25 protein-coding genes and 1 rRNA gene are annotated in these 22,431 nt (G+C 44.9%); 10 read left to right on the top strand and 16 right to left on the bottom strand.

Translation table 11 applies throughout. The features are described 5' to 3' along the window. The first annotated feature begins 103 nt into the window (after positions 1 to 103). From ABS362_RS10620 to ABS362_RS10605, 4 genes are all read left to right on the top strand, one after another. Positions 104 to 1,237: an NAD(P)/FAD-dependent oxidoreductase gene (locus ABS362_RS10620; RefSeq protein WP_350412450.1), complete on the top strand. Its 1,134-nt coding sequence runs from the start codon at positions 104 to 106 to the stop codon at positions 1,235 to 1,237. Between the two features lie 93 nt (positions 1,238 to 1,330). Next, positions 1,331 to 2,452, top strand: a complete 1,122-nt coding sequence (locus ABS362_RS10615; RefSeq protein WP_350412449.1) for a type III polyketide synthase — start codon at positions 1,331 to 1,333, stop codon at positions 2,450 to 2,452. Next, a complete protein-coding gene (locus tag ABS362_RS10610) occupies positions 2,433 to 3,152 on the top strand; it encodes a methyltransferase domain-containing protein (protein ID WP_350412448.1) in 720 nt (239 codons plus the stop codon). Before ABS362_RS10615 ends, ABS362_RS10610 begins: the two co-directional genes overlap by 20 nt. A gap of 23 nt (positions 3,153 to 3,175) precedes the next feature. Next, positions 3,176 to 3,388 (top strand): hypothetical protein, encoded by a 213-nt coding sequence (locus ABS362_RS10605; RefSeq protein WP_350412447.1) that lies wholly within the window; start codon positions 3,176 to 3,178, stop codon positions 3,386 to 3,388. 40 nt (positions 3,389 to 3,428) lie between these two features. On the opposite strand, the gene ABS362_RS10600 is transcribed toward ABS362_RS10605, so the two are convergent. From ABS362_RS10600 to ABS362_RS10530, 15 genes are all read right to left on the bottom strand, one after another. After that, on the bottom strand, positions 3,429 to 4,466 hold the full coding sequence (locus ABS362_RS10600) for an RluA family pseudouridine synthase (RefSeq protein WP_350412446.1): 1,038 nt from the start codon (positions 4,464 to 4,466) through the stop codon (positions 3,429 to 3,431). Positions 4,467 to 4,550: 84 nt separating this feature from the next. After that, complete coding sequence (locus ABS362_RS10595) at positions 4,551 to 5,171, bottom strand: OmpH/Skp family outer membrane protein (RefSeq protein ID WP_350412445.1); 621 nt, start codon at positions 5,169 to 5,171, stop codon at positions 4,551 to 4,553. Positions 5,172 to 5,201: 30 nt separating this feature from the next. Further along, entirely contained in the window at positions 5,202 to 5,864 is a 663-nt protein-coding gene (locus ABS362_RS10590) for an OmpH/Skp family outer membrane protein (protein WP_350412444.1), read from the bottom strand. A 15-nt stretch (positions 5,865 to 5,879) separates the two neighbouring features. Beyond that, on the bottom strand, positions 5,880 to 8,363 hold the full coding sequence (bamA, locus tag ABS362_RS10585; protein WP_350412443.1) for an outer membrane protein assembly factor BamA: 2,484 nt from the start codon (positions 8,361 to 8,363) through the stop codon (positions 5,880 to 5,882). Positions 8,364 to 8,370: 7 nt separating this feature from the next. Then, on the bottom strand, positions 8,371 to 9,114 hold the full coding sequence (uppS, locus tag ABS362_RS10580; protein ID WP_350412442.1) for an undecaprenyl pyrophosphate synthase: 744 nt from the start codon (positions 9,112 to 9,114) through the stop codon (positions 8,371 to 8,373). Positions 9,115 to 9,174: 60 nt separating this feature from the next. Continuing rightward, on the bottom strand, positions 9,175 to 9,942 hold the full coding sequence (porG, locus tag ABS362_RS10575; RefSeq protein WP_350412441.1) for a type IX secretion system protein PorG: 768 nt from the start codon (positions 9,940 to 9,942) through the stop codon (positions 9,175 to 9,177). 48 nt (positions 9,943 to 9,990) lie between these two features. Further along, entirely contained in the window at positions 9,991 to 10,989 is a 999-nt protein-coding gene (locus tag ABS362_RS10570; protein WP_350412440.1) for a DUF6089 family protein, read from the bottom strand. A 116-nt stretch (positions 10,990 to 11,105) separates the two neighbouring features. Then, positions 11,106 to 11,993, bottom strand: a complete 888-nt coding sequence (locus tag ABS362_RS10565) for an NAD kinase (protein WP_350412439.1) — start codon at positions 11,991 to 11,993, stop codon at positions 11,106 to 11,108. A 10-nt stretch (positions 11,994 to 12,003) separates the two neighbouring features. Further along, the gene (locus ABS362_RS10560) at positions 12,004 to 13,389 is read right to left on the bottom strand and encodes a POTRA domain-containing protein (RefSeq protein WP_350412438.1); all 1,386 of its coding nucleotides are present in this window, start codon (positions 13,387 to 13,389) and stop codon (positions 12,004 to 12,006) included. Positions 13,390 to 13,392: 3 nt separating this feature from the next. Beyond that, positions 13,393 to 14,058: a CBS domain-containing protein gene (locus ABS362_RS10555; protein WP_350412437.1), complete on the bottom strand. Its 666-nt coding sequence runs from the start codon at positions 14,056 to 14,058 to the stop codon at positions 13,393 to 13,395. After that, a complete protein-coding gene (locus ABS362_RS10550) occupies positions 14,055 to 14,828 on the bottom strand; it encodes an alpha/beta fold hydrolase (RefSeq protein ID WP_350412436.1) in 774 nt (257 codons plus the stop codon). Before ABS362_RS10550 ends, ABS362_RS10555 begins: the two co-directional genes overlap by 4 nt. A 28-nt stretch (positions 14,829 to 14,856) precedes the next feature. Continuing rightward, on the bottom strand, positions 14,857 to 15,426 hold the full coding sequence (locus ABS362_RS10545) for an anthranilate synthase component II (protein WP_350412435.1): 570 nt from the start codon (positions 15,424 to 15,426) through the stop codon (positions 14,857 to 14,859). Between the two features lie 34 nt (positions 15,427 to 15,460). Continuing rightward, positions 15,461 to 15,889 (bottom strand): PH domain-containing protein, encoded by a 429-nt coding sequence (locus ABS362_RS10540; RefSeq protein ID WP_350412434.1) that lies wholly within the window; start codon positions 15,887 to 15,889, stop codon positions 15,461 to 15,463. A 37-nt stretch (positions 15,890 to 15,926) separates the two neighbouring features. Continuing rightward, a complete protein-coding gene (locus tag ABS362_RS10535; protein ID WP_350412433.1) occupies positions 15,927 to 16,484 on the bottom strand; it encodes a CvpA family protein in 558 nt (185 codons plus the stop codon). An 87-nt stretch (positions 16,485 to 16,571) separates the two neighbouring features. Continuing rightward, complete coding sequence (locus tag ABS362_RS10530; protein WP_350412432.1) at positions 16,572 to 17,033, bottom strand: GatB/YqeY domain-containing protein; 462 nt, start codon at positions 17,031 to 17,033, stop codon at positions 16,572 to 16,574. Positions 17,034 to 17,201: 168 nt separating this feature from the next. Between ABS362_RS10530 and ABS362_RS10525 the strand changes: the two genes are divergently transcribed. From ABS362_RS10525 to ABS362_RS10500, 6 genes are all read left to right on the top strand, one after another. After that, entirely contained in the window at positions 17,202 to 17,915 is a 714-nt protein-coding gene (locus ABS362_RS10525; protein WP_350412431.1) for a pyridoxine 5'-phosphate synthase, read from the top strand. A 6-nt stretch (positions 17,916 to 17,921) separates the two neighbouring features. Then, entirely contained in the window at positions 17,922 to 18,950 is a 1,029-nt protein-coding gene (mnmH, locus tag ABS362_RS10520; protein WP_350412430.1) for a tRNA 2-selenouridine(34) synthase MnmH, read from the top strand. 2 nt (positions 18,951 to 18,952) lie between these two features. After that, positions 18,953 to 20,005 carry a selenide, water dikinase SelD gene (gene selD / locus ABS362_RS10515; protein ID WP_350412429.1) on the top strand — a complete coding sequence of 351 codons (1,053 nt, stop codon included), beginning with the start codon at positions 18,953 to 18,955 and terminating at the stop codon, positions 20,003 to 20,005. A gap of 4 nt (positions 20,006 to 20,009) precedes the next feature. Next, positions 20,010 to 20,498 carry a hypothetical protein gene (locus ABS362_RS10510; protein ID WP_350412428.1) on the top strand — a complete coding sequence of 163 codons (489 nt, stop codon included), beginning with the start codon at positions 20,010 to 20,012 and terminating at the stop codon, positions 20,496 to 20,498. Positions 20,499 to 20,575: 77 nt separating this feature from the next. Further along, entirely contained in the window at positions 20,576 to 21,346 is a 771-nt protein-coding gene (locus tag ABS362_RS10505; protein ID WP_350412427.1) for an alpha/beta fold hydrolase, read from the top strand. Positions 21,347 to 21,454: 108 nt separating this feature from the next. Further along, complete coding sequence (locus tag ABS362_RS10500; protein ID WP_350412426.1) at positions 21,455 to 22,171, top strand: SAM-dependent methyltransferase; 717 nt, start codon at positions 21,455 to 21,457, stop codon at positions 22,169 to 22,171. 185 nt (positions 22,172 to 22,356) lie between these two features. On the opposite strand, the gene rrf is transcribed toward ABS362_RS10500, so the two are convergent. Continuing rightward, positions 22,357 to 22,431 (bottom strand): 5S ribosomal RNA (gene rrf, locus ABS362_RS19165); the annotation flags it as partial.

Genomic DNA, 22,431 nt, shown 5'->3' with positions numbered 1-22,431 from the left:
TTACAAAAGTCGTTCCATTTATTAAAACGAACAAGCTTTTAAATAGTTATTGCATTATACCCTATAAAAAGGGGTTATTCACCAAATTTTAGCACCTGCCATATTGCATAAAACAAATATACCTCACTGGCCTGTTATAGTTGTTGGCGGAGGCCTTGCCGGGCTTACCAGCGCGCTTTTCCTGGCTCAGCAGGGTATACAGGTGCTGCTTATCGAGAAAAAAACATATCCTTTCCATCGTGTCTGCGGCGAGTATGTATCCAACGAGGTGCTACCTTACCTAAAAAGCCTTGGCGCCGACCTCGATCAACTGCAACCTGCCCACATCAACCGCTTTCTGCTTACCGCCCCTTCCGGCTATAGTTTAGAGGCAAACCTGGACCTTGGCGGCTTTGGCATCAGCAGATACACATTAGACAATTACTTATACCAACTATCTGAGGCAAAAGGGGTTACTTTTAAACTTAACACAGCAGTGCAGGATGTTGTTTTCGAGAAAGACAGATTTCTTTTGAGGTTAAGTAATGGGGAGCAACTGACGGCAACTATAGTGTTAGGGGCCTACGGCAAACGTGCTACCTTAGACCGGCAGCTGAATCGCAGTTTTTTCACAAAGCGCTCCCCGTACATCGGCGTAAAATATCACTTAAGGTATAGTCAGTCAAAAGACGTAATTGCACTACATAACTTTAAAGATGGATACGCGGGCATCTCGGCTATAGAGAACGACACCTACTGCTTTTGCTACCTTACTACCCGCCAAAACCTGAAACAGCACGGAACTATAGCTGCTATGGAACAGGCTGTACTTCACCAAAATCCACACCTGCGCCGGATATTTGCCGAAGCTGAATTTTTATACGCCCATCCCGAGGTGATCAATGAAATATCGTTTGCAACCAAAACCTGTATTGAAGATCATATGCTGATGTGCGGCGACGCAGCCGGCATGATAACGCCACTTTGCGGAAACGGCATGGCTATGGCCATACACGGCGGCAAACTGGCAGCAGAGCACACATGGCAATATCTTAAGAACGGCCATGACCGGCAGCAACTCGAAGCCAACTATAGCCACGCCTGGAAAAAGCAATTTGCCAACCGGCTGCAGGCAGGCAGAACGATACAACATTTGTTCGGCCACCCTGTTCTTTCTGAAGTAACTATAAAAACTCTGAGACGATTACCTGCTGCCCTACAACTGTTAATGCGCAAGACTCACGGCGTACCTTTCTAACTATAGTTTGGTAGCATTATATCTAATGTGCACAGGCATTCGTACAACAGGCAACTATACAACCGTACTGTATATCTATCACCTGAAACCTGCATGAAAAGCTACATTTGCGCCATCGGAACGGCCAACCCTCCACATGTAATACCGCAGATGCAGGTAGCCGACTTTATGGCTAGTGCCTTACAGTTCGATGAGCAGGACACCCGGAAATTAAAAGCACTCTACCGTGTGTCGGGCATTGGGCAGCGCTACAGTGTGTTACAGGATTATACCCGCCAGAACGGAGATTTCACGTTTTACCCGAATACCCCAACTTTAGCGCCTTTCCCGACGGTGCAGCAGCGCATGGATGTGTACAAACATCACGCTGTCGACTTGTCTGAAAAAGCAGTACGTAATTGTTTAGAACAAACCCCAACTATAGTTCTCTCCGACATCACGCACCTGATAACGGTTAGCTGCACCGGCATGTATGCGCCCGGCCTGGACATTGAGCTGGTAGAGCGACTTGAACTGCCGGCTACGGTGCAGCGCACTGCCGTAAACTTTATGGGTTGCTATGCCGCCTTTAACGCTATAAAACTTGCCGATGCGATCTGTAAAGCCAACTCTGATGCGAATGTGCTGTTAGTTTGTACCGAGATCTGCACCATCCATTTCCAGAACAACCCCGAAGAGGACCACCTGATATCGAATGCCCTGTTTGGAGATGGCGCCGCAGCCGTACTGATGCAAGGAAAACCGTGTAACGAAATAAGCCTGGAACTACAGTCTTTCCACTGCGACCTGGCCCCGGCCGGCAAGCGCGACATGGCCTGGCACATTGGTAATACCGGCTTTGAGATGACGCTTTCCTCCTACGTGCCTGACCTTATCAAATCCGGTATAAAACAACTGACTGATAGTTTACTGCAAGGCCTGAAAACCACATTAGCAGAAGTTAAACTATACGCTATTCATCCGGGTGGTCGCCGCATACTGGAAGTAATAGAACAGGAATTGGGCATGACCCGCGACGATAACCGCTATGCTTACCAGGTACTCCGAGAGTTCGGAAATATGTCGTCGGCAACGGTGCTGTTTGTACTGAAGGCGCTGATGGATAACCTGACACGTGATGAGAAAGATGAGCCGGTACTGAGCTTTGCCTTTGGCCCCGGCCTTACCCTGGAATCGATGTTACTAAAAGTACATTATGCTGGCGCTGCGGAGTAACCAACCTGAGTTAATGGATGACCTTACCCTGAGCGGGGAGGAACTGCGGAAAAACCTGCGGGAACTGGAGATAATTAACAACTGGCTGGGCGGCCACAAAGTAGTGCTGGATGCGCTGGATAAGCTAACTAACAACTATAAAAACCAACCTGTAACTATAGCTGACATCGGGTGCGGCGGCGGGGATACGCTTACAACTATAGCCAAATGGGCAAAACGCAAAAGTGTTGCTGTTGAGCTAACCGGAATAGATGCCAATAATTTTATGGTAAACTATGCCCGGGAGCATTGCCGCAACTATAACAACATCACCATAGCCCAGCACGACGTCTTTTCATCAGAATTTGCCCAGCAACAGTACGATATTATAGTTTGCAGCCTTTTCTGCCATCATTTCACCGATAAGCAGTTGGTGCAGTTATTCCGGCAACTATACAGCCAGGCTAAGGTTGCTGTTATCGTCAATGATCTGCATCGCCACTGGTTTGCTTATTACTCCATTAAATACATTACAAAGCTTTTTTCAGGATCCAGGTTAGTGCAGAACGATGCTCCGCTTTCGGTTTGGCGGGCTTTTAAGAGAGGTGAACTACAGCAGTTGCTGGACCAGGCTGGTATTACCAACTATAGTTTGCGCTGGATGTGGGCGTTCAGGTGGCAATTGGTGCTAAACAAACCAATCCCCGAAACTCAAGTATAAACTATAAACCAACTCCTCTAAACATGAGCCGGCAAACCATCAACTTCTGGGTACTTTTTATCATCTCCATCATACTTTCTGCTATCATCATCTCCGTTTTTGTAAAGGCGCTGAAAGTAATTCTGATGGTTATCCTGATCCTTGCCTTAGCTCCTGTAGTTTATCTTGTATTACGCCTGATCATCCCCGGCCAGAAAACTGTTGACGAAGACGATAAACTTGGGAAGCGACATTAAATTATTTGATTGTTAATTATTTAATGTCACAACTATAGTTCTACGACTCATTCTCATACAATTCCCATTTCTCCAGCACAGCTGTAAAGTCTTCGGGAAGCTCTGAATTAAAATGCAGTTCCTGTTTGGTTACCGGATGAATAAAGCCCAGTGATTTGGCATGTAGCGCCTGCCGGGGCATCAGTTTCATGGCGTTATCTACAAAAGCTTTGTATGTGCCCTTTGGTGTGCCATATACAATCTTATCGCCTCCATAGGTAGCATCCGAGAAAAGCGGGTGACCTATGTATTTCATGTGCGCGCGTATCTGGTGCGTTCTTCCGGTCTCGAGGTTACATTGCACCAACGACACATATTTAAAGCGTCTGAGCACCTTATAATGCGTCACAGCATGCTTGCCGTAAGATCCATCCGGGTAAACCGTCATCACCTTGCGGTCTTTAGCGCTGCGCCCCACATGCCCGGTTATAGTTCCGGAATCAGACTTTGGTATTCCCCATACCAAAGCATAATAAGTCCTTTCTATAGTATGTTCATAAAACTGACGCGCCAGAAAAGCCATGGCATATTCGGTTTTAGCGATTACCAGTAACCCGGAAGTATCTTTATCGATGCGGTGCACCAGGCCCGGACGGCCTTCGCCATTGCGGCTTGTTGGCAGGTTTTGCAGATAATAAGTAAGCGCATTTACCAGGGTGCCCGTCCAGTTGTTATAAGCAGGATGCACTACCATGCCGGCAGCTTTGTTTACCAGCAGCAACTCCTCATCCTCATAAACTATAGTTAGCGGGATATTCTCCGGCACAATATCCGTATCGCGCGGAGGCTCAGCCAGCGTTATAGTTATAACATCCAGCGGCTTTACTTTATAACTAACCTTAACCGGCTTATCATTCACCTGCACCGATTCTGCACGAATGGCTTCCTGCAGTTTGTTGCGGGTAACATTTGCCAGCCTGTCCATCAGAAATTTATCGATGCGGAGCAGGGCCTGCCCTTTATCCACCACAATGCGATGGTGCTCGTATAGTTCGTCCGAATCTTCTGCTGTTATATCCTGTTCTTCGTAATCTGCCACGGGTATTGTGCTACTATAGACTATAAATAAAAAGAAAGCCGAAGTTTATCACATCGGCTTTCAAAACTATAAGAAAATACGTTATTAGTTTTTCTTCTTGGTGTTAGATTTTGCTGGTGTTTTAGCAGGCGTCTTAGCTGGTGTAGTTGCTGGTTTAGCAGCAGCTGGCTCAGCAGCCTTCGCTTTAGTTGGGTCAACACCTAATTTTTTAAGTACAAGCGGAGAGATATCGCCATCCTCAGGACCTGCCAGTAGCGCCTGGTTGCTGATAACGTAAGTATAACCATTCTCTTTTGCTACATCTTTAATAGCCTTGTCGATCTTAGCGATAACCGGGTCAACTAAAGACTTTTCTTTCTGCTGAAGCGACTGCTGTGCGTTACGCTGAAACTCCTGGATAGAAGTGTTCAGGCTCATCAGTTCTTTCTCTTTGTCTTCGCGGATAGTTTTATCCATAGTAGCAGCACCTTTTTCGTAAGCCTGTAGTTTAGCTTCGTAGTCAGCATACTTGCCTTTCAGCTGGTTTTCCAGCTGTGTGCTATGGTCTTTAAGCGACGACTCTATCTGCTTGCTCTCAGGAAGCTGCAGTAAAATGTATTCAACGTTAGTATAACCAATCTTCAGGGGCTGGTCGCTGCTTTGTGCGAAAGACGCAAAGCTGATCAGTAAAAACGCTACTACTAAGGTTTTGATTTTGTTCATCATTGGTTGGTTAATTAATAATAAGTATAAAGGTTAGTTGTTAGGCTTCTTTTTAGTTGCTGGTTTTTTAGGTTGTGCTGCCGGTTGCGGCTCTTCCTTTTGTTCTTCTCCTACTGCCGGCAAATCACCCGGATTCTCTTTCAGCGTGTCGGCAGGTTGTTTGCCTTTTGCATTTGCTTTATCAGATGCCAGCCCCAGTTCTTCCAACACATATTCTGTATAGTCGTGTATCGGGTTGGTATAGATCATCACCAGGTCACCGGACTTGTCAAACATTATCGCGATCTGCTTCGATTTAGATACTTTTTCTACAGCTGTAAAAACTTCATCCTGTATCGGTCGCATCAGGTCCTGGCGGCGCTTAAACATCATGCCTTCGTAGCCAAAAACCTTGCGCTGGTAATCCCGCACTTCTGTTTCTTTTTTACTGATCTCGGCCTGGCGCTTCTTCTTCATTTCTTCAGTAAGCAGCACTTCTTCGGCACGGTATTCCTGTTTCAGCTTATCAGCCTGTTGCTGCAGCACTTCTATCTCTTTCTGCCAGGTCTCAGCATATTTGTCCATCTCCTGCTGTACTTTGTTGTAAGCAGGCATTTTGCTAAGTATAAAGTTCGAATCAATATACCCAATCTTCTGAGCAATGGAAACATGGGTCAGAAAAAAGCCTGCCAATAAGATGAACAAAAATTTCTTCATACTGATTCCTTTTAATTAGCGCAGCTGCTGGCCAATAATAAAGTGGAACATGCCTGGTTTTGCATCCGGCTGACCTGGCACATCATCCAGTCTCCAACCATAGTCAAAGCCTAACAAGCCAAATGCCGGCATAAATATTCTGGCACCTACACCCACCGAGCGGTACAACTTAAACGGATTATAGTTCTCGTAAGAGCCAAAGTTGTTACCTGCCTCTAAAAACGCTAAACCATAAATAGTTGCAGCCGGGCTTGGCGATATAAGCTGACGCATTTCTATTACAAACTTGTTATACGCAATACCACCTGCCTGCAGCAAGTTAGGATCATTCTCATTTACAATGCTCTCGTCGTCGTAACCACGTAAGCCAATGTACTCGGTACCTACAAACACGTTACCACCACCAAGACCTGCACCACCTACTTTAAAGCGTTCAAACGGACCTATAGTTGCATCGGAGCTATACTTGCCCAGGAAACCAAAGTGCGCTCTGGTATTCAATACCAATTTTCCTGCCAAGTTTATAAAGTACGATGCATCAAACATCCATTTGTTGAATTCTATGTACTCATACTTGCCTGCATCTTCTTTAAATAGCGAATAAGGCGGTGTTAAATTTACGCTTAACGATAACTGCGAACCACGTGTCGGGAACGTCGGGTTATCTATACTATAACGTGAAAGTGTGTTTATAAATGATATACTGTTAGAGCTACCGTCTGTAAAATCGCGGAACAGCTGCTGGTAGTTGTTAAGTGTATAGCGGCTGTAAGATAAAGAGTGGCTTATGTTGAAATAGTTATCAGGCCACTGTAGTCTTCTGCCAAGCGTAACAGATGCACCGTTCACATCCAGTTTCGACTCTTCTTCCATAATAGCCGGACGACGATAAACTGTTTTAAACAAGCTCACCGATAAAGAGTTTGGTTTGCGGCCACCTAACCATGGCTCTGTAAACGACAACGAATAGGACTGGTAATACTTACCGTTTGCCTGCAGGTTTAAAGATAGGCGCTGGCCATCACCGCTTGGTACCGGAGTCCACTCATCCAGATCCCAGAATTTACGGGTAGAGAAGTTATTTAGTGTTAAACCAACTGTACCAACGGCACCAATAGGCCCACCCCAGCCACCAGATAAGCTGATCTGGTCGTTTGGTCTTTCCACTACAGAGTAATGAATATCTACAGTACCATCTGCCTGGTTCGGAATCGGCTGCAAGCCAATAGATTCCGGATCGAAATATCCTAAGGCAGCCAGTTCGTTTCTTGTTCTGATCAGGTCTTCGCGGCTATACTTTTCGCCAGGCAGTGTACGCAATTCTCTTCTGATCACGTGCTCACTAGTCTTGGTATTACCGGTAACAACCACATTCTTTATAGTTGCCTGCGGACCTTCGTACACACGCATTTCCAGGTCTATCGAGTCACCATCAATACGAACTTCAACAGGGTCAATACTCTGGAACAGGTAACCATCATTTTGGTAAAGTGCTGATACGTCGATACCTGTCGGGTTAAATGTAAGGCGCTTATCAAGCTCCTGGCGGTCGTAAACATCACCTTTTTCGATGCCCAGCACTTTAGTCAGGTATTCATCATCATACAGGTAGTTGCCTTTCCAGGTAATATTACGGTAATAATAGCGGTTGCCTTCATCTACTGTTATTCTGATACCCAGCCTGTCATCGCTTATTCTGTAAACAGAGTCAGAAACTATAATAGCATCGCGGTAGCCTTCAGAGTTATAGAAATCCAATAGCAATTGCTTATCGTTCTCGTATTCTGAGCGCTGGAATTTAGACGAAGAAAACGTGTTACGAATGCTTTTTTCCTTTGTCTTCTTCAACTGCTTTTCCAGTTTTCTATCCGAAAAAGCTTCGTTGCCCACAATCTCAATTTCGCCGATCTTTACTTTATCTCCTTTGTCGATCTTGATGTTAAGCACCACGCTGTTCGGCAGAAGCGAATCAGGGCGCTGGGTCATGCTTACCTTAGCATTCAGGTAGCTCTTCTCAGCAAAGTAGTTTTTAATGACTGTACGTGTGCTGTTCAGGGTAGCATCGTTTACAGTTCTTCCACGCTGCAGGCTTATCTTTTCGCTCAGGGCTTCCTGCTGCGATTTATTAATGCCAGAAAAAGTAAAGCGTGAAAGACGTGGTCGCTCCTTCAGGTTAAAGTCCAGGAATATCAATTCGCCTTCTATTTTTGTGATGCTTACATCCACATCACCAATAATACCTTGTGCCCAAAGTTTCTGGATGGCCTGGCTGATATCTTCACCTGGCACTGTAATCTCATCACCAACCTGCAGGCCTGTTACACCGATAAGGGCATTCGGATCTAGAAAATTGGCTCCACTTACAGTAATACCGCCAATTTTATACTGGCGCGGCTGCATGTAATCAACAGGGTTTGTCTGCGTAGCGTTGTTAAGAACTTGGGAAGAGGCTGTGCCTGCCAGAAGCAGGAAAAACAGCACCCAGATGCATCTTGTCATTAATATTTTACTTGATTAGTTGTTCACTGGTCTTTCCGAAGCGCCTTTCGCGACGTTGGTAAGATATTATTGCTTCGTATAAATGCTCTTTCCGGAAGTCCGGCCAAAGCAGTTCTGTTATGTATAGTTCGGTATAAGCCAACTGCCACAACAAAAAGTTACTGATCCGCATTTCGCCACTGGTACGTATAAGCAGTTCCGGGTCTGGCATACCGGCCGTCCCTAGGTTTTCAGCTATCATACCTTCCGTAATTTCTGTGGCCTTCAGCTCTCCTTTTTCTACTTTGGTTGCCAGCTTGCGCATAGCTTGCGCTATTTCCCAGCGGCCACTATAGCTAAGTGCCAACACCAAGGTCATGCGCGAATTACCACTGGTCATTTCTATAGCTTCCATAAGTTCCTGCTGGCAGCTTTTCGGAAGACTTTCGGTATCACCTATAGTTTGTAAGCGTATGTTATTCTTGTTCAGTGTGGCAGTTTCCTTCCGGATCGTGGTTACCAGCAACTGCATAAGCGCAGATACTTCACTGGCTGGCCTTGACCAGTTCTCTGTTGAGAAAGCATAAAGCGTAAGGTATTGTACTCCAAGTTCGGCGGCGGCCTCTACTGTTTCGCGCACAGCCGTAATAGCGCTCTTGTGCCCGAAAATGCGTAAACCACCTCTTTGCTTAGCCCAGCGCCCGTTACCGTCCATTATAACGGCAATGTGCTTGGGTAAATTGTTTATATCTACTTTCTCCTTAAGCTCCATTTAACCACAATTTCCTTGCAAGTTACAAAAAGCAAGATAAATTAATTAAAAATTAAATGGCTAATCTAATATACCAGGCTGACGTCTGTATGGTGGTGGGCAATTTGCTCTGTAAAAAGTGTAGGAAATGCTGATGCCATTATAGTAATACCAGTCTTTATCGTAAGGATTGGCTACATGCTTTCCATCTGCTTCCGACAGAAAATCCATGTTATCATTAAATAGAATGCGGGTACCAAACTCCAGCCCCAGGTTCCAGTGTTTGCTCAGGGCATATTTTACACCTACACCAAAAGGCACACTTACTGTAAGGTCTGTATCGAAAGGCTTGTCCAGGTTTGGAAGGCTTGGGTTGTCTGTTGTCAGCTTCTTGTTATAGATAAGCCCTGCAAAACCGGCAAAGAAGTAAGGCGATAATCTTACCTTTTGTGAAAGGTCATAATAATCAAGGAAATTATATTCCATTACCACCGATACTTCGGCTAAACTCAGGCGTAACTCTGCCTGCCTGTAATCCGGAAGCGGAAGATCCTGCACGCCGTCACCTATGGTGTTATCATCAACAATACGATGGCTGAGCATAACCCCGCCTCTTGCTGTAAACGTGTTTGTAAGGTCTCTGCGGTAAAAGACTGTAAGCGCCGGCTGGTTATTCAGGAAACGGTATTCCGGGGCAAGTTCACCTTTGTAGTTGGCACCACCTATACCTACTCCTATTTCGCTGGTAGATACTTTGTACTGAGCGTAAGCTTGTGTGCTAAAAAAAGCACTCCCTATTTGCAGCATTACACAAATAAGGAGTGCCAGTTGGATTCTATGTAAAGTCATGTATTCGCTAAACAGAGTTTAGGTAACAACGCACAGTACTGTGTTCTATTATCTAAACTTAGGGCTTCTGATTCTAGGTGTTAAAATATAGTTAATGTTTACGCCCGAAACGATGTACCAGTCTTTGTCCGTTTTATCGCCCCGACGTGTGTTTGCAGGTGTTCCGTAACCATTCAAGTGTTTATATGGTGTTCCGCTCGGGTCTGCAACTGGTATAAATTCTCCTTCCGCACTGCGGTCAGAGAAAATAGCTGATGCCTGACGATTAGGACTATTATTTGTAGAACTTAACAAGGTAGATTTATCAACATAGGCAGAACTTGCATCATCCAGGTAATCTGTAAATGTTTTTCTCCAGCCTACTTCAAAGCTCACATCCCAATATCTGTCTACTTTGTAGCGTACACCTAAACCAAACGGAATAGAAACCTGAACGCGTTTATAGGGTTCAGGGTTACCTCCTCCTTCAACATGTTGTCCTTCTGTGCCTAGTGGCTGCAACTCGTACCAGCCTGTTGGTATATCCTGATCGCCGACTAAGCCTGGATGTGAACCTGTTTCGTAGTATGCTTTAGGATTATGGTGCAGTACAGCTATACCTACAAAACCATATGGCACAAAATCAGGACGACGACGGTATGTTTGGCGGTTCTCGAAAAGGTCAACTATAGCAACTGCGCTCAGCTCTTTAATATCGTTACGGAAAGACAGGTTACGTCTGTAACGTCCTGCGTTCTCAGATTCGTTGAGGGCAGCACTTTTGATATCATCTCCAAGTATACGTCCCCAATGAAAACTACCACGCACCGAAATACGAGGAAAATAGCGATACGTATAACTGATACCAATGTTTGGTCTTGTTGACTTAAAGCGAAGACTGGTAAAATCCGGCTCAGGTACAATATCACCGAAGTAGTTCATAGCACCGAGGTGCACTCCAACAGATGCGTACCGCTTTCTCAGCGTAAAGCGTTGAGCCTCTGCATCCGTAGACACCAGGGTCATGGTTATAGTAAGCAGCAGAACAAGGGTACAAAGTTTTCTCATATTAATAAACGCTATGTGAGTTCCTGTTACTTACAGATACCTCTCCTTAAGTTACAAAGACAAAAATAAAGATTATGTATTATTAAAGAAATAATATTACATATATTTAATCTACATCACTTCTGGAAGAGATTTCTGTTATCCATACCCCAATTGAGTTTACTACGAAGCGTAGATAAGAAGTTAACATGATGTAACTTTACTAATCTGGCCACGAAGTTCTCTCTACGAACTGCTAACTGGACATTCATATCAACGGGCACTGACCTGGAATCGAGAGAGGCAAGATAGCTGCTGCTACGGCCTTCCACTTCAAAAGAGATCACGCTCCTGTCTGACACGATCATGGGTCGCACATTCAGGTTGTGCGGACATACGGGTGAAATGACAAAATTGTTGGTCTGTGGCAGCACTAACGGACCTCCGGCACTCAGCGAGTAACCTGTGGATCCGGTAGGTGTGGCTACCACCAACCCATCCGCCCAGTAAGAGTTCAAATATTCACCATCAATATACGTATGCACGGCTATCATAGATGAACTATCGCGTTTTAGTACGCTAAACTCATTTAATCCGAAGTTAATGCCATCAAAAATCTCCTGATCGGAATCTACCCGTATTAGTGCGCGGTCGTCTAAGGTGTAATGGCCTTTATAGAGTGCGTCTAAAGCAACATTAATACTATCGTACGAAATGGTAGCTAAAAAGCCTAAGCGGCCAGTGTTTATGCCTAGTATCGGAATTTGCTGTGCGCCTACATAAGTAACCGTATCCAACAGGGTACCATCACCGCCAATACTAAGTACTACATCTACCCCGGTCAGGTCATCGCCTCGTTTAAACGTTGGTATATCGCCGGGTATATCCAAGGTGTTTTGCAGGTATAGTTGGAAGTGCTCCACCAGCATAAGGTCAGTATTGCGGCGCAACAGCTCATCAAATAGTTTCTGAATAAATGGTGCGATCTGCTCGCTGAATGGTTTTCCGAGTATAGCAATCTTCATAAGCAAGTCTTTAAAAAGGATAACCCATGTTCAGATATAAACCACGGTTGCCTTCGCGGTTGGCTGTGTACTCCCCGCGCAGCACAATATCGTAAAATGTTACCACATGCACCCCAATACCACCACCGATCAGCAGCCGGTTTGTTAAAGGATTCTGGTCTCCGTACGTGTTATCTATGGTATAGCCGGCATCGGTAAAGGCATTCAGGTATAAAGCCAAAGGTATCGTGTTCAGTTTTGGGTTACGGATAAATTTAAGATGGATGCCTTTTAAATTGAATAACTCTTTGGAAAACCCCTGTTTAAAAAGCCCATAATGCTGTCCACCTACCACGTATAGTTCATAGCCACGCACCAGCGACCTGTAGCCCAGCGCCGTATTATCGGTGACCGCAAAATTACTCCCCAACCTTGCCTGCACTTCTGCGCCTATGGTATAATAAAACCTATGAGGCAATGCGCTATAGTTTACATACTTGGCACGGGCAGTGGTAAAACCGGTTCCGGTATTGTTCAGGAAAAAAGCATGGCCTATGCCAATATCGAAATAACTGCCGCTTAAAGGGTACGCGAATGTATTGCGCTGGTTTATTACCCGGGTAAGGTCCAGCCGGATATAGTTTCGGTTGGTATAGTTGGTGTTAAAGTAATCCGGGTTGAGCTTAGAGATAGTATCTGAGACCTCTTCGTAGTAATAGGAAAGCCTTAGTGCCGATTGCCGTTGAACACTTTGCCTGTGAATAACTGCAGCACCTATACCTGTGCGCTTTATCGGCATCCCCTCTTCCTGTTCATAAAAATACTGGCGGTTATTACGGATGTCGTAGCTTATAGTATGGCTGCGGTAGTCGGCTACGCTAACTTCATACCCCAGATTCTGGCTGCCTGCCAGGTAGGGCACCCGGTAAGACAGTTCAATCCGGCGGTTAAAGCCATGTTGTAGGCGAAGGCGCACATCTTCGTTACGACCCCTGAAGTTTCGTCGGGTTAACATAAAGCCATAATCTATACGGCGCAGGTCTTTTTTCTCGAGCCAGGCATTAAAATTACGGTCAGCAAAATCGAAGATGGGAATAGGAAATAAGTAGGCCCGCTCCTTTACCTGATATGTAACTACAACCTGACCATTGTCGCAGGTATAACTATAGTTTACAGCATGGAACAGGCGGAGATTATAGATACGCTTCCGGTTTTCTTCGAGCAGGTTTTCCAGGTTTTCAGTTTGAACGGAGTCGCCAATGTTAAAAGTGAGTTCGCGCAGCAGTACAAAGTCTTTAGTTACTTCGTTGCCCTGTAACTTTACTTCCTGGATAACGGCTACCGGAACTATACATGGCGATGCAACTGCAACTATACAGCTAAAAAGCAGACCCAGAAGCAGACCGTAACGCAGCACCGGCTATATGTCCAGGTACTTAAATAACATATCCAGCCGGTCCTTTCCGATATCGAAGGTGCTACTATCGTGAAACTGGGCGGTAATACGGTACTCGAAACGCTCGAGAGTAGCTATGATGCGCGAAAGATCGGTAGCGTTTAGTTTAAGGGTGAGTTTTATACTGTAAGGATCCAGTTCATCCGGCGACACATACGCACTCAGAATTTTGGTATTTTCTTCTTCAATCAGTCGACTGATCTGGCTTAAACTATAATCGCGCTCGGGCATACTTAGTACCAGTATACTACCCTGCCCCTGTAACGCCGACATCTGCCCGAAAGCAGCCAGTGTATCGTTTATAGTTATAATACCCATGTACTCCTGTATCTCATCGAGCACGGGCACTACCTGCACTTTATTTTTGATAGCAGCTTCCATCACATCATAAAAATGCTGAAAGTGCATGACATGCACATCCGGGTGTTCCAGTTCAACATCTTTAAGGGTCTGGTTGCGGTCCAGCAAATCCACTAAGTTTTGCTCGGTAACCATGCCCAGGTATTTGCGGTTGCTTACCACCGGCAGGTCATTTACCCGAAACTCATCCATCCAACGCAACGCCTTCTCTACAGTATCATAGAGTTTAAGCGGTGGTATCATTTGGTTGATGAGTTCTTCTGCTATCATGTAGTCTGTTCTACGGGAGTTTTACTTAAATATTTCTCTAAGATACTATTAAACTTCTCCGGATGTTCCATCATCGGCGCGTGGCCGCATTTATCTATAAAGTATAGTTCCGAATTTGGCATGAGCCTGTTAAACTCATGTGCCACCAGCGGTGGAGTAATGGTATCGTTCAGTCCCCAAATTAACAGGGTAGGCACTTTAATGTTTGTAATATCTTTGGCCATGTTGTGGCGCTGCGCCGATTTTGCAATCGCGATAATGCGCAGACACTTGGCATTGCTGTTCGTGATATTGAATACTTCGTCTACCAGTTCTTTAGTTGCCGTTTCAGGATTATAGAACGTGTAGGCAACGCGCTCTTTCACATACTCATAGTTACCACGCTTCGGAAACGAGCCACCCATCGAGTCTTCGAATAAACCGGAGCTGCCAGTTAGTACCAAACGCTTTACTTTTGTGGGGTTGTTTAAGGTATACACCAGGGCTACGTGTCCGCCAAGCGAGTTACCTAACAAGGTAAGATCATCCAGCTTTTTAAACTTCACAAAGTCTTCTACAAAATGCATCAGACCGGGTACGCCGGCTTTGTGCAAGGCCATTTCATAGATCGGCATCAGTGGAATAACCACACGATAGTTCTGCGAAAAATGGTCTACAACACCTTTCCAGTTACTCAGCGCCCCAAACAATCCGTGAAGCAACAATAATACCTCACCCTGTCCTTCATCAATATACTGAAATTCGCCTTCTTGTCTTACTTGTAGATCCATAAGGGGTAAACTATACAAAAGATATTAATTATACTGCAATATTAGCAATACTAACCCAATTTCGAAGCATTTCTAAGCCATAAGTAGTAAGCGCTGCTTCCGGATGAAATTGTAACGCATACAGTGGCAACGAGTTATGTTTAAATGCCATCAGTTCGCCTGTAGCCGTATGCGCCAGCGGAACTATAGTTGGAGGCGTGTGCCGCAAAACCAGCGAATGATACCGCACAACCGGCATTTTTGCTGGCAGGTCTTTAAAGATCGGATCGGGCTCGCAGATTATTTCTGAGATCTTGCCATGCATCGGTTTCTCGCCTTTTTCCAGCTTTGCCCCAAAGAACTCGCCCAGCGCTTGGTGCCCTAAACAGATTCCCAGCATTGGCACACGCTCGTGGTATTCGTGTATCACATCCATCAGCACACCTGCCCCCTTCGGTGTTCCCGGCCCCGGCGACAGAACTATAGCTTCAATTGGCAGCTTCTTTATCTCCGACAATGGCACATCGTTCCGAACCACATGCGCTTCCACACCCAACTGCCCAAAGTAATCTACCAGGTTATAGGTAAACGAATCAAAGTTATCGAGCAGGAGAAGCATGTGTAATTTGGAGATTTGGAGATGAGGGAATATTTTACTTCTTATAAACAACTTCTATACTTGGGTTTAGCACCTTCAGATCTTCAATTAACTCCTCATTGTTTTCAGGGGCAATATAAATTTCATCATAGCGGTAATACTTCACAATAATGCCTTTACTTGCCATTGCTGGCTTAAGGCCCGACCACATGGTATCCCCAACTATAAGCTGCCTGATGTCGCTGATGTTGATTTCGCCCCAAATAAATCCGGATCTGTACTTTAGCTTTCCATCGCCTATCTTATACCAGGTGCCAAAGAATATCGACAAAAGCAGTACCAGTGGAACCAGCAAAGGCAGAAGCATGTACGGCCGCTCCGAAAAAGCCTCTACATCTAAACTATAAACCACGAGCGGCAATAACACAAGAACCGCTATCATGTAGGGAACAGGGCCTTTACGTTTTGCCTTGTATACTTTCATTGAAGCTTATGCATTGTTACAACTATAACTAATCCTCCTAAAAGAACCCCTTCAACGAAGAAATCAACGTCTTAACAAACGGAAGCACATAACTCAGGATATCCAAGGCGTAAGGCGTAGCTTTTAATACCACCGGGTAAACTATAGATTCAGCAGCGGTTTCGGTGGTGATGCTGATGCCGGCCATTTCGGACACGTAGAGTAACAGGCTGATGGCAAAGCACCACTTTATAGCACCAAGTACAGCTCCCAGGAAATTATCGAAAAAGCCAAAGGGTGTAAAGTCGATAATTTTTTTCAGGATGAAGCCTAGCAGGTAAACCAGCAATATGATCCCGATGAAAACGATCAGGAAAGTCAGGTAAGGCAGCACGCCACCCACATCGCCAACAAAATCTCTAACTATAGGTAATGCCACATTCAGCAGCTTTAGTCCGCCAACTATAGCTACCACCAAAGCAAATAGCGACATAAACTCCAGGAGCAAACCTTTTCGGTAGCCCATAAATGCACCAAACAAAATAGGAATGATCAGGAAATAATCGAAGGTACTCACAATGGCAAAGTATAAGTATAAATACAAACGCTGCTGCACAGGTGTAAAGCCAATGCAGCAGCGCTAATATAACTATAATCAATATAGTGTGCCAACTATAAAGTGGGCTATACTTGTACTTCCAGTTTAAAAATCGGTGTTGTTAAGTAAGGCACCTACCGCCGAAGAAATAGCACGGCCATCTGCCTGCCCAGCCAGCTCTTTAGATGCTACTCCCATTACACGACCCAGATCCGATGGTCCGGTTGCGCCTACACGCTGAATGATTTCCAGCAATCTTGAGCGCAGGTCGCCTTCATCCAGTTGCTTTGGCAGGTATTCTTCAATTACAACAAGTTCACCAAGCTCGATCTGCGCCAGGTCTTCACGGTTTTGCTGCGCATATACTTCTGCCGATTCGCGGCGTTGCTTTGCTGCTTTCGTCAGCAGTTTTAATTCAGTGTCCTGAGTTAAGCCTTCGCTGCCGCCTTTTTCGGTTTCAGCCAGCAGTATCAGCGATTTAATACTTCTTAAAGCCTGCAAACGTGGTTTATCTTTCGCCAGCATCGCCTGCTTTATATCGCCTTCTACTCTTTCTTTTAAGGTCATAGTTTCTAATGTTTTATAGTATGTATCAGCACAAGTCTTATGCTACTTCTACGGAGCTTTTGCTATTGCGGCAACGCACCGGGCATAACATCTTATTTAAATTTCCATTAATTTAGTCATCTCGTTTATAATAACTATAGCCGGGAGTATAACCGGCCAACCAGCAACATGACCAAACTGAGTGTAAATATAAACAAAATAGCTACGCTACGGAATGCCCGTGGCGGCGACAGGCCAAATGTAGTGCAGGCGGCAAAGGATTGCGAGCGTTTCGGAGCGCAGGGTATAACAGTGCACCCCCGCCCCGACGAGCGCCATATCCGTTACCAGGATGTATACGACCTTAAGCCAATTGTTACTACCGAATTTAACATAGAAGGCAACCCAACTCCGGACTTCCTGAAACTTGTAAAAGACGTAAAACCGGAGCAGGTAACTTTAGTGCCCGATGCACCAGATGCGATTACATCGAATGCCGGCTGGGATACCATAAAGCACAAAGACTTCCTGACGGATATCATTTCAGAGATGAAAGGCCTGGGAATCCGAACATCTATTTTCGTGGACCCGCTAGAAAGCATGATTGAAGGTGCAGCTATAGTTGGCACCGACCGCGTAGAACTATACACCGAAGATTACGCCCGCCACTACCACACCAACCGCGAAGCAGCCCTAGCACCTTATTTAAAAGCGGCTCTTAGAGCACAGGAATTGGGTATTGGTCTTAATGCCGGCCACGACCTGGACTTGGACAACCTTAAATACTTGAAAGAGAACCTACCGGGCTTGCTTGAAGTAAGTATAGGTCATGCCCTTATCTGCGACGCGCTATACCTTGGCTTGGAGAACACGATACAGCTATACCTGCGCCAGCTTAAATAACCGACTTTGATAAACTCCATCACGATAGAAGAGTTTCTGCAGAAAGCTGAAAAGCTGCCTGTACTGGATGCGCGCGCACCCAAAGAGTACGAAGCTGGCCACATACTTCAAGCGCAAAGTTTCCCTATTTTCTCTGATGAAGAACGGGCTATAGTTGGTACATCTTACAAGCAACAGGGCCACGATCCGGCAGTGTTATTAGGTCTGGACTTGTTCGGGCCCAAGATGTCTCAGTTTGTAAAAGAAGCTACTAAAATTGCCCCGGATAAAGAAGTACTGCTGCATTGCTGGCGCGGCGGTATGCGAAGCGGGGCCATGGCCTGGCTCCTGAGCTTTGCCGGTTTTAAAGTGCATTTGCTGCAGGGCGGCTACAAAGCTTACCGCCATTTTATACAGGAGCAGTTTGCTAAACCAAGGTCTATCCTTATACTTAGCGGCTTTACGGGCAGCGGTAAAACCGATCTCCTGCCTTACCTGCAACAGTCCGGTCAGCAAACTATAGATCTGGAAGGACTGGCAAACCATAAAGGGTCTTCTTTCGGAAGTATAGGCATGCCGGCACAGCCAACTACAGAGCATTTTGAGAATCTGCTTGGCTCTGAACTGATGAAACTGGACACGCAAAAACCGCTTTGGCTCGAAGATGAAAGTATAACCATTGGCCGCATAACACTTCCGCATGCATTTTATACTTCTATGCAGGAGCAGCCAACTATAGTTATCGATGTACCCAAACACCTGCGCGTACAAAAGCTGGCCCACGAATATTGCCGCACCGATAAAGCCATACTGGAAGCAGCTATACTTCGAATTAAGAAACGACTTGGAGGCTTAGCTACACAAGAAGCCCTGGATGCTATTGCCACCGGCGATATGGAAAAGATGGTAGAGATCGCGCTTACCTATTACGACAAAGCTTATCATTTTCAGCTTAACACAAAAAAGCAGGTGCTTACGCTGCCATTGCAAAGTATAGACCCTGAAGAGAACGCACAGCAGATACTAACCTTTGCACAAACCAACAAACTGATTTAACCATGGAAGAGACATCCACACAAGATATAAAACTTACCCAGTATAGCCACGGTGCCGGTTGCGGCTGCAAAATTGCCCCAAAGGTTCTCGATGCTATACTTCATTCTGATATCACCTACCCTGAGAACGATAAGCTGCTGGTAGGCAACTCATCCCGCGACGATGCCGCTGTGTACGACATTGGCAATGGCCGCGCTGTTATCAGCACTACCGACTTTTTTATGCCGATCGTGGATGATGCTTATGATTTCGGTCGTATCGCGTCGGCTAATGCTATTTCGGATATCTATGCGATGGGCGGAAACCCGATGATGGCAATTGCAGTGCTTGGCTGGCCTATAGATAAACTAGCTCCGGAAGTTGCCAAGCGTGTAATTGAAGGTAGCCGCAGTATCTGCCACGAAGCAGGTATACCGTTAGCCGGCGGTCACAGTATCGACAGCCCTGAGCCTATTTTTGGTTTAGCAGTAACCGGCATGCTCGACATCCCCAACCTGAAACGTAACGACACAGCCACCGCAGGCTGCGAACTATACCTAACCAAACCCATTGGTGTAGGCATACTTACCACTGCCCAAAAAAAAGCAATACTTAAACCAGAGCATGCACAACTTGCACCACAGCAAATGATGCAGTTAAACAAGATAGGCGCTGACTTAGGCCAACTGCCACAGGTAAAAGCCATGACCGACGTAACAGGTTTCGGTTTGCTCGGCCACTTGTCCGAAATGTGCGAAGGCAGCAACTTAACTGCTGAAGTATACTTTGATAAAGTACCTGTAATACCGGAAGCATTGGAGTACCTGGCACAAAAAGCGATACCGGGCGGCACGCACCGCAACTTCGACAGCTACGGCCACAAAATAGCAGACCTTACCCCAGATCAGAAACACCTGCTCTGCGATCCGCAAACTAGTGGAGGCTTATTAGTCGCTGTTGATCCTGCTGGCCGCGAAGAAGTGTTACAGCTGTTTGCAAAGTATAACTTAGACCTTCAGCCGTTGGGGGTTCTGAAGGAAAAGTTAAATAATCAGAAGTTAATCAGAGTAATGTAGGAATATGGACAAGTACATACATTTTACAGAGCAGTTTGGTATAAACAATGATGGCATACACCTTCTGCGGAGTAGATATAACTATAAGTCCATTCCGTTTTCAGATATTGCTTCAATAGAGTTTAAACGTGGGAAGGTGATCAAAAACTGGCTTTTATTACTTTTATTTGGACTTGGTTGTCTAGTCTTCTCTCTATTTTACTCTTATATTATATTTGATTTCTTTATATCAGACGAACAGGGAAGAATTTACATTGAAGAAATAGTCGTTCCTGTTATTCCAGCTTTTGCAGGAATTGCGGCACTACTTGTTTCACTACGAACCTCAGAAGTGGCTATAGTAAATTACAACACAAGTAAACTGGTTCTTGACTTATCAGAGCTTGCTAAACAGAATAAGGTGGCAGATTTTGTTATTTATTTATCCGAGAGAGCTGGCGTAGACAAAGTTCGCAACATTACTAATAGCTATAGGGGAATGGCAAAAGCTTAATCCGGGATGGTCTAATTGATCCTAATCATTCTTACTATTCAACCGTAAGGATTTATTATTTACTGTTAATTGACAAAATGAAACTACACTATAAAGAAATGGGTCATGGACAGCCGCTGCTAATTCTGCACGGTTTGTTTGGCACGTTAGATAATTGGGCAACTTTAGCAAAACGCCTGGCAGAACATTACAACGTATTCCTTGTCGATCTTCGCAACCACGGTCGCTCACCACATTCCGAACAGCATGATTATGATGCCATGGCCGAAGATGTACTACGACTGGTAGATGACTTACAAATTCCTACGCCAGCTATTATGGGCCATTCAATGGGTGGGAAAGTAGCGATGAACTACGCTCTTAAATATCCGACTCGCATTACCAAACTAATAGTTGTAGACATCGCACCCAAAGCCTACCCACCGCATCACGACGAGATCATAGATGCTTTACAAGGCCTGGACATCAACAATGTAAAAAGCCGAAGTGACGTAGATGAACAATTAGCAAAAACTATAAAGGAAGATGAGGTGCGTTTATTCTTAATGAAGAACCTGTATCGCAAAGAGGACAACACCTTTGGCTGGCGCATGAACCTGGATGCTATTGAGAAAAATTACGAGAAGATTGCAGCACCAATAACTTCTGATATTCCATTCAAAAAGCATACACTGTTTATAAAGGGTGGCAGATCACGTTACATTTTGCCGGAAGATATATATAGTAATATAGAGCATCTATTTACATTAGTAGAAATAGAAACTATACCACAGGCCGGCCATTGGGTACACGCCGAAGCGCCGGACCAAGTTTACGACTTAGTTACAACTTTCCTGAGTGCAGAATAATTAAGCACTCATCGGTACTTTTAAAAAGTTATGTATGAAAGCTGTCATTGCAAAGTAGCGGTGGCAGCTTTCTGTTTTCAAGTCCATTATACTTTATACTTTTGCATTATGAAAAAGACCGGCACTTTATACCTCATACCAACTATACTCGCAGAAGGAACAGCAGATAAGGTTATCTCTCCGCAGGTAAAAGATACCGTGCAAAACTTAACTTACTTTATAGTTGAGAACCTGCGCACAGCACGCCGCTTTGTAAAAATGATTTGCCCGGAACTTGTAATTGAACAACTTAACTTTATTCAGATTGACAAAGACGCTACTCCAGCACAAGTACAAGCATCTTTAAATCCATTAGTAGAGAAAGGTATTGATGCAGGTATAATCTCAGAAGCTGGTTGCCCGGGTATTGCAGACCCAGGGGCAGAAGTAGTGAAATATGCACACCAGCAAAATATTAAAGTAATTCCTTTTGCTGGTCCGTCAGCCATACTTTTAAGTTTAATGGCGAGTGGGTTTAATGGTCAGCAATTTGCTTTTCATGGATACCTGCCTATTGATAAAGGCCCACGTTTACAAGCGCTTCGCCAATTAGAGAAAGAAATGCAACAGCGTAATCAGACTCAAATATTTATGGAGACCCCATATCGTAATAATAAATTACTGGAAGATCTGTTAAGCATACTTCACCCTGAAACAAAGCTTTGTATTGCAGCAAATATCACTTCTCCTGATCACGAATATGTTAAGACTAAAACTATACAGCAGTGGAAAGGCAAATTACCTGACATTCATAAACAACCTGCAGTTTTCTTAATTTATAAGTAAAGAAGAAATTTATTTACAATAAAAAATGGCCTAAGCTTTTAAAAGCTTAGGCCATTTTTTATTGTTCTGTGAAATAGTCTATCAATTTTAACAATCAATAGCATAAGTTAATACTCTAAACTCCTTTAACATTTCCTCAAACGCAAAAGCCCTGTCCTCTTTAGAAGGACAGGGCTTAGGTATAGGGTTGGCGGCCACCTACTCTCCCGGGTGTGACCCCAGTACCATCGGCGCGTCCGGGCTTAACTTCTCTGTTCGGG

This window comes from Pontibacter populi (assembly GCF_040278685.1).
GTDB classification, from domain to species: domain Bacteria; phylum Bacteroidota; class Bacteroidia; order Cytophagales; family Hymenobacteraceae; genus Pontibacter; species Pontibacter populi.
This window is presented reverse-complemented; position numbering and strand designations above follow the sequence as displayed.

Excerpts from the sequence above, each read along its gene's own strand:
- ABS362_RS10545 (WP_350412435.1), bottom strand. The coding sequence starts at position 15,426 with ATGCTTCTCCTGCTCGATAACTTTGATTCGTTTACCTATAACCTGGTA.
- ABS362_RS10590 (WP_350412444.1), bottom strand. The coding sequence starts at position 5,864 with ATGAAGAAATTTTTGTTCATCTTATTGGCAGGCTTTTTTCTGACCCAT.
- ABS362_RS10565 (WP_350412439.1), bottom strand. The coding sequence starts at position 11,993 with ATGAAGATTGCTATACTCGGAAAACCATTCAGCGAGCAGATCGCACCA.
- ABS362_RS10530 (WP_350412432.1), bottom strand. The coding sequence starts at position 17,033 with ATGACCTTAAAAGAAAGAGTAGAAGGCGATATAAAGCAGGCGATGCTG.
- ABS362_RS10500 (WP_350412426.1), top strand. The coding sequence starts at position 21,455 with ATGAAAAAGACCGGCACTTTATACCTCATACCAACTATACTCGCAGAA.
- bamA (WP_350412443.1), bottom strand. The coding sequence starts at position 8,363 with ATGACAAGATGCATCTGGGTGCTGTTTTTCCTGCTTCTGGCAGGCACA.
- ABS362_RS10610 (WP_350412448.1), top strand. The coding sequence starts at position 2,433 with ATGCTGGCGCTGCGGAGTAACCAACCTGAGTTAATGGATGACCTTACC.
- ABS362_RS10505 (WP_350412427.1), top strand. The coding sequence starts at position 20,576 with ATGAAACTACACTATAAAGAAATGGGTCATGGACAGCCGCTGCTAATT.
- ABS362_RS10570 (WP_350412440.1), bottom strand. The coding sequence starts at position 10,989 with ATGAGAAAACTTTGTACCCTTGTTCTGCTGCTTACTATAACCATGACC.
- uppS (WP_350412442.1), bottom strand. The coding sequence starts at position 9,114 with ATGGAGCTTAAGGAGAAAGTAGATATAAACAATTTACCCAAGCACATT.
- ABS362_RS10615 (WP_350412449.1), top strand. The coding sequence starts at position 1,331 with ATGAAAAGCTACATTTGCGCCATCGGAACGGCCAACCCTCCACATGTA.
- ABS362_RS10595 (WP_350412445.1), bottom strand. The coding sequence starts at position 5,171 with ATGATGAACAAAATCAAAACCTTAGTAGTAGCGTTTTTACTGATCAGC.
- ABS362_RS10555 (WP_350412437.1), bottom strand. The coding sequence starts at position 14,058 with ATGATAGCAGAAGAACTCATCAACCAAATGATACCACCGCTTAAACTC.
- ABS362_RS10605 (WP_350412447.1), top strand. The coding sequence starts at position 3,176 with ATGAGCCGGCAAACCATCAACTTCTGGGTACTTTTTATCATCTCCATC.
- ABS362_RS10510 (WP_350412428.1), top strand. The coding sequence starts at position 20,010 with ATGGACAAGTACATACATTTTACAGAGCAGTTTGGTATAAACAATGAT.
- ABS362_RS10550 (WP_350412436.1), bottom strand. The coding sequence starts at position 14,828 with ATGGATCTACAAGTAAGACAAGAAGGCGAATTTCAGTATATTGATGAA.
- porG (WP_350412441.1), bottom strand. The coding sequence starts at position 9,942 with ATGACTTTACATAGAATCCAACTGGCACTCCTTATTTGTGTAATGCTG.
- ABS362_RS10540 (WP_350412434.1), bottom strand. The coding sequence starts at position 15,889 with ATGAAAGTATACAAGGCAAAACGTAAAGGCCCTGTTCCCTACATGATA.
- selD (WP_350412429.1), top strand. The coding sequence starts at position 18,953 with ATGGAAGAGACATCCACACAAGATATAAAACTTACCCAGTATAGCCAC.
- ABS362_RS10525 (WP_350412431.1), top strand. The coding sequence starts at position 17,202 with ATGACCAAACTGAGTGTAAATATAAACAAAATAGCTACGCTACGGAAT.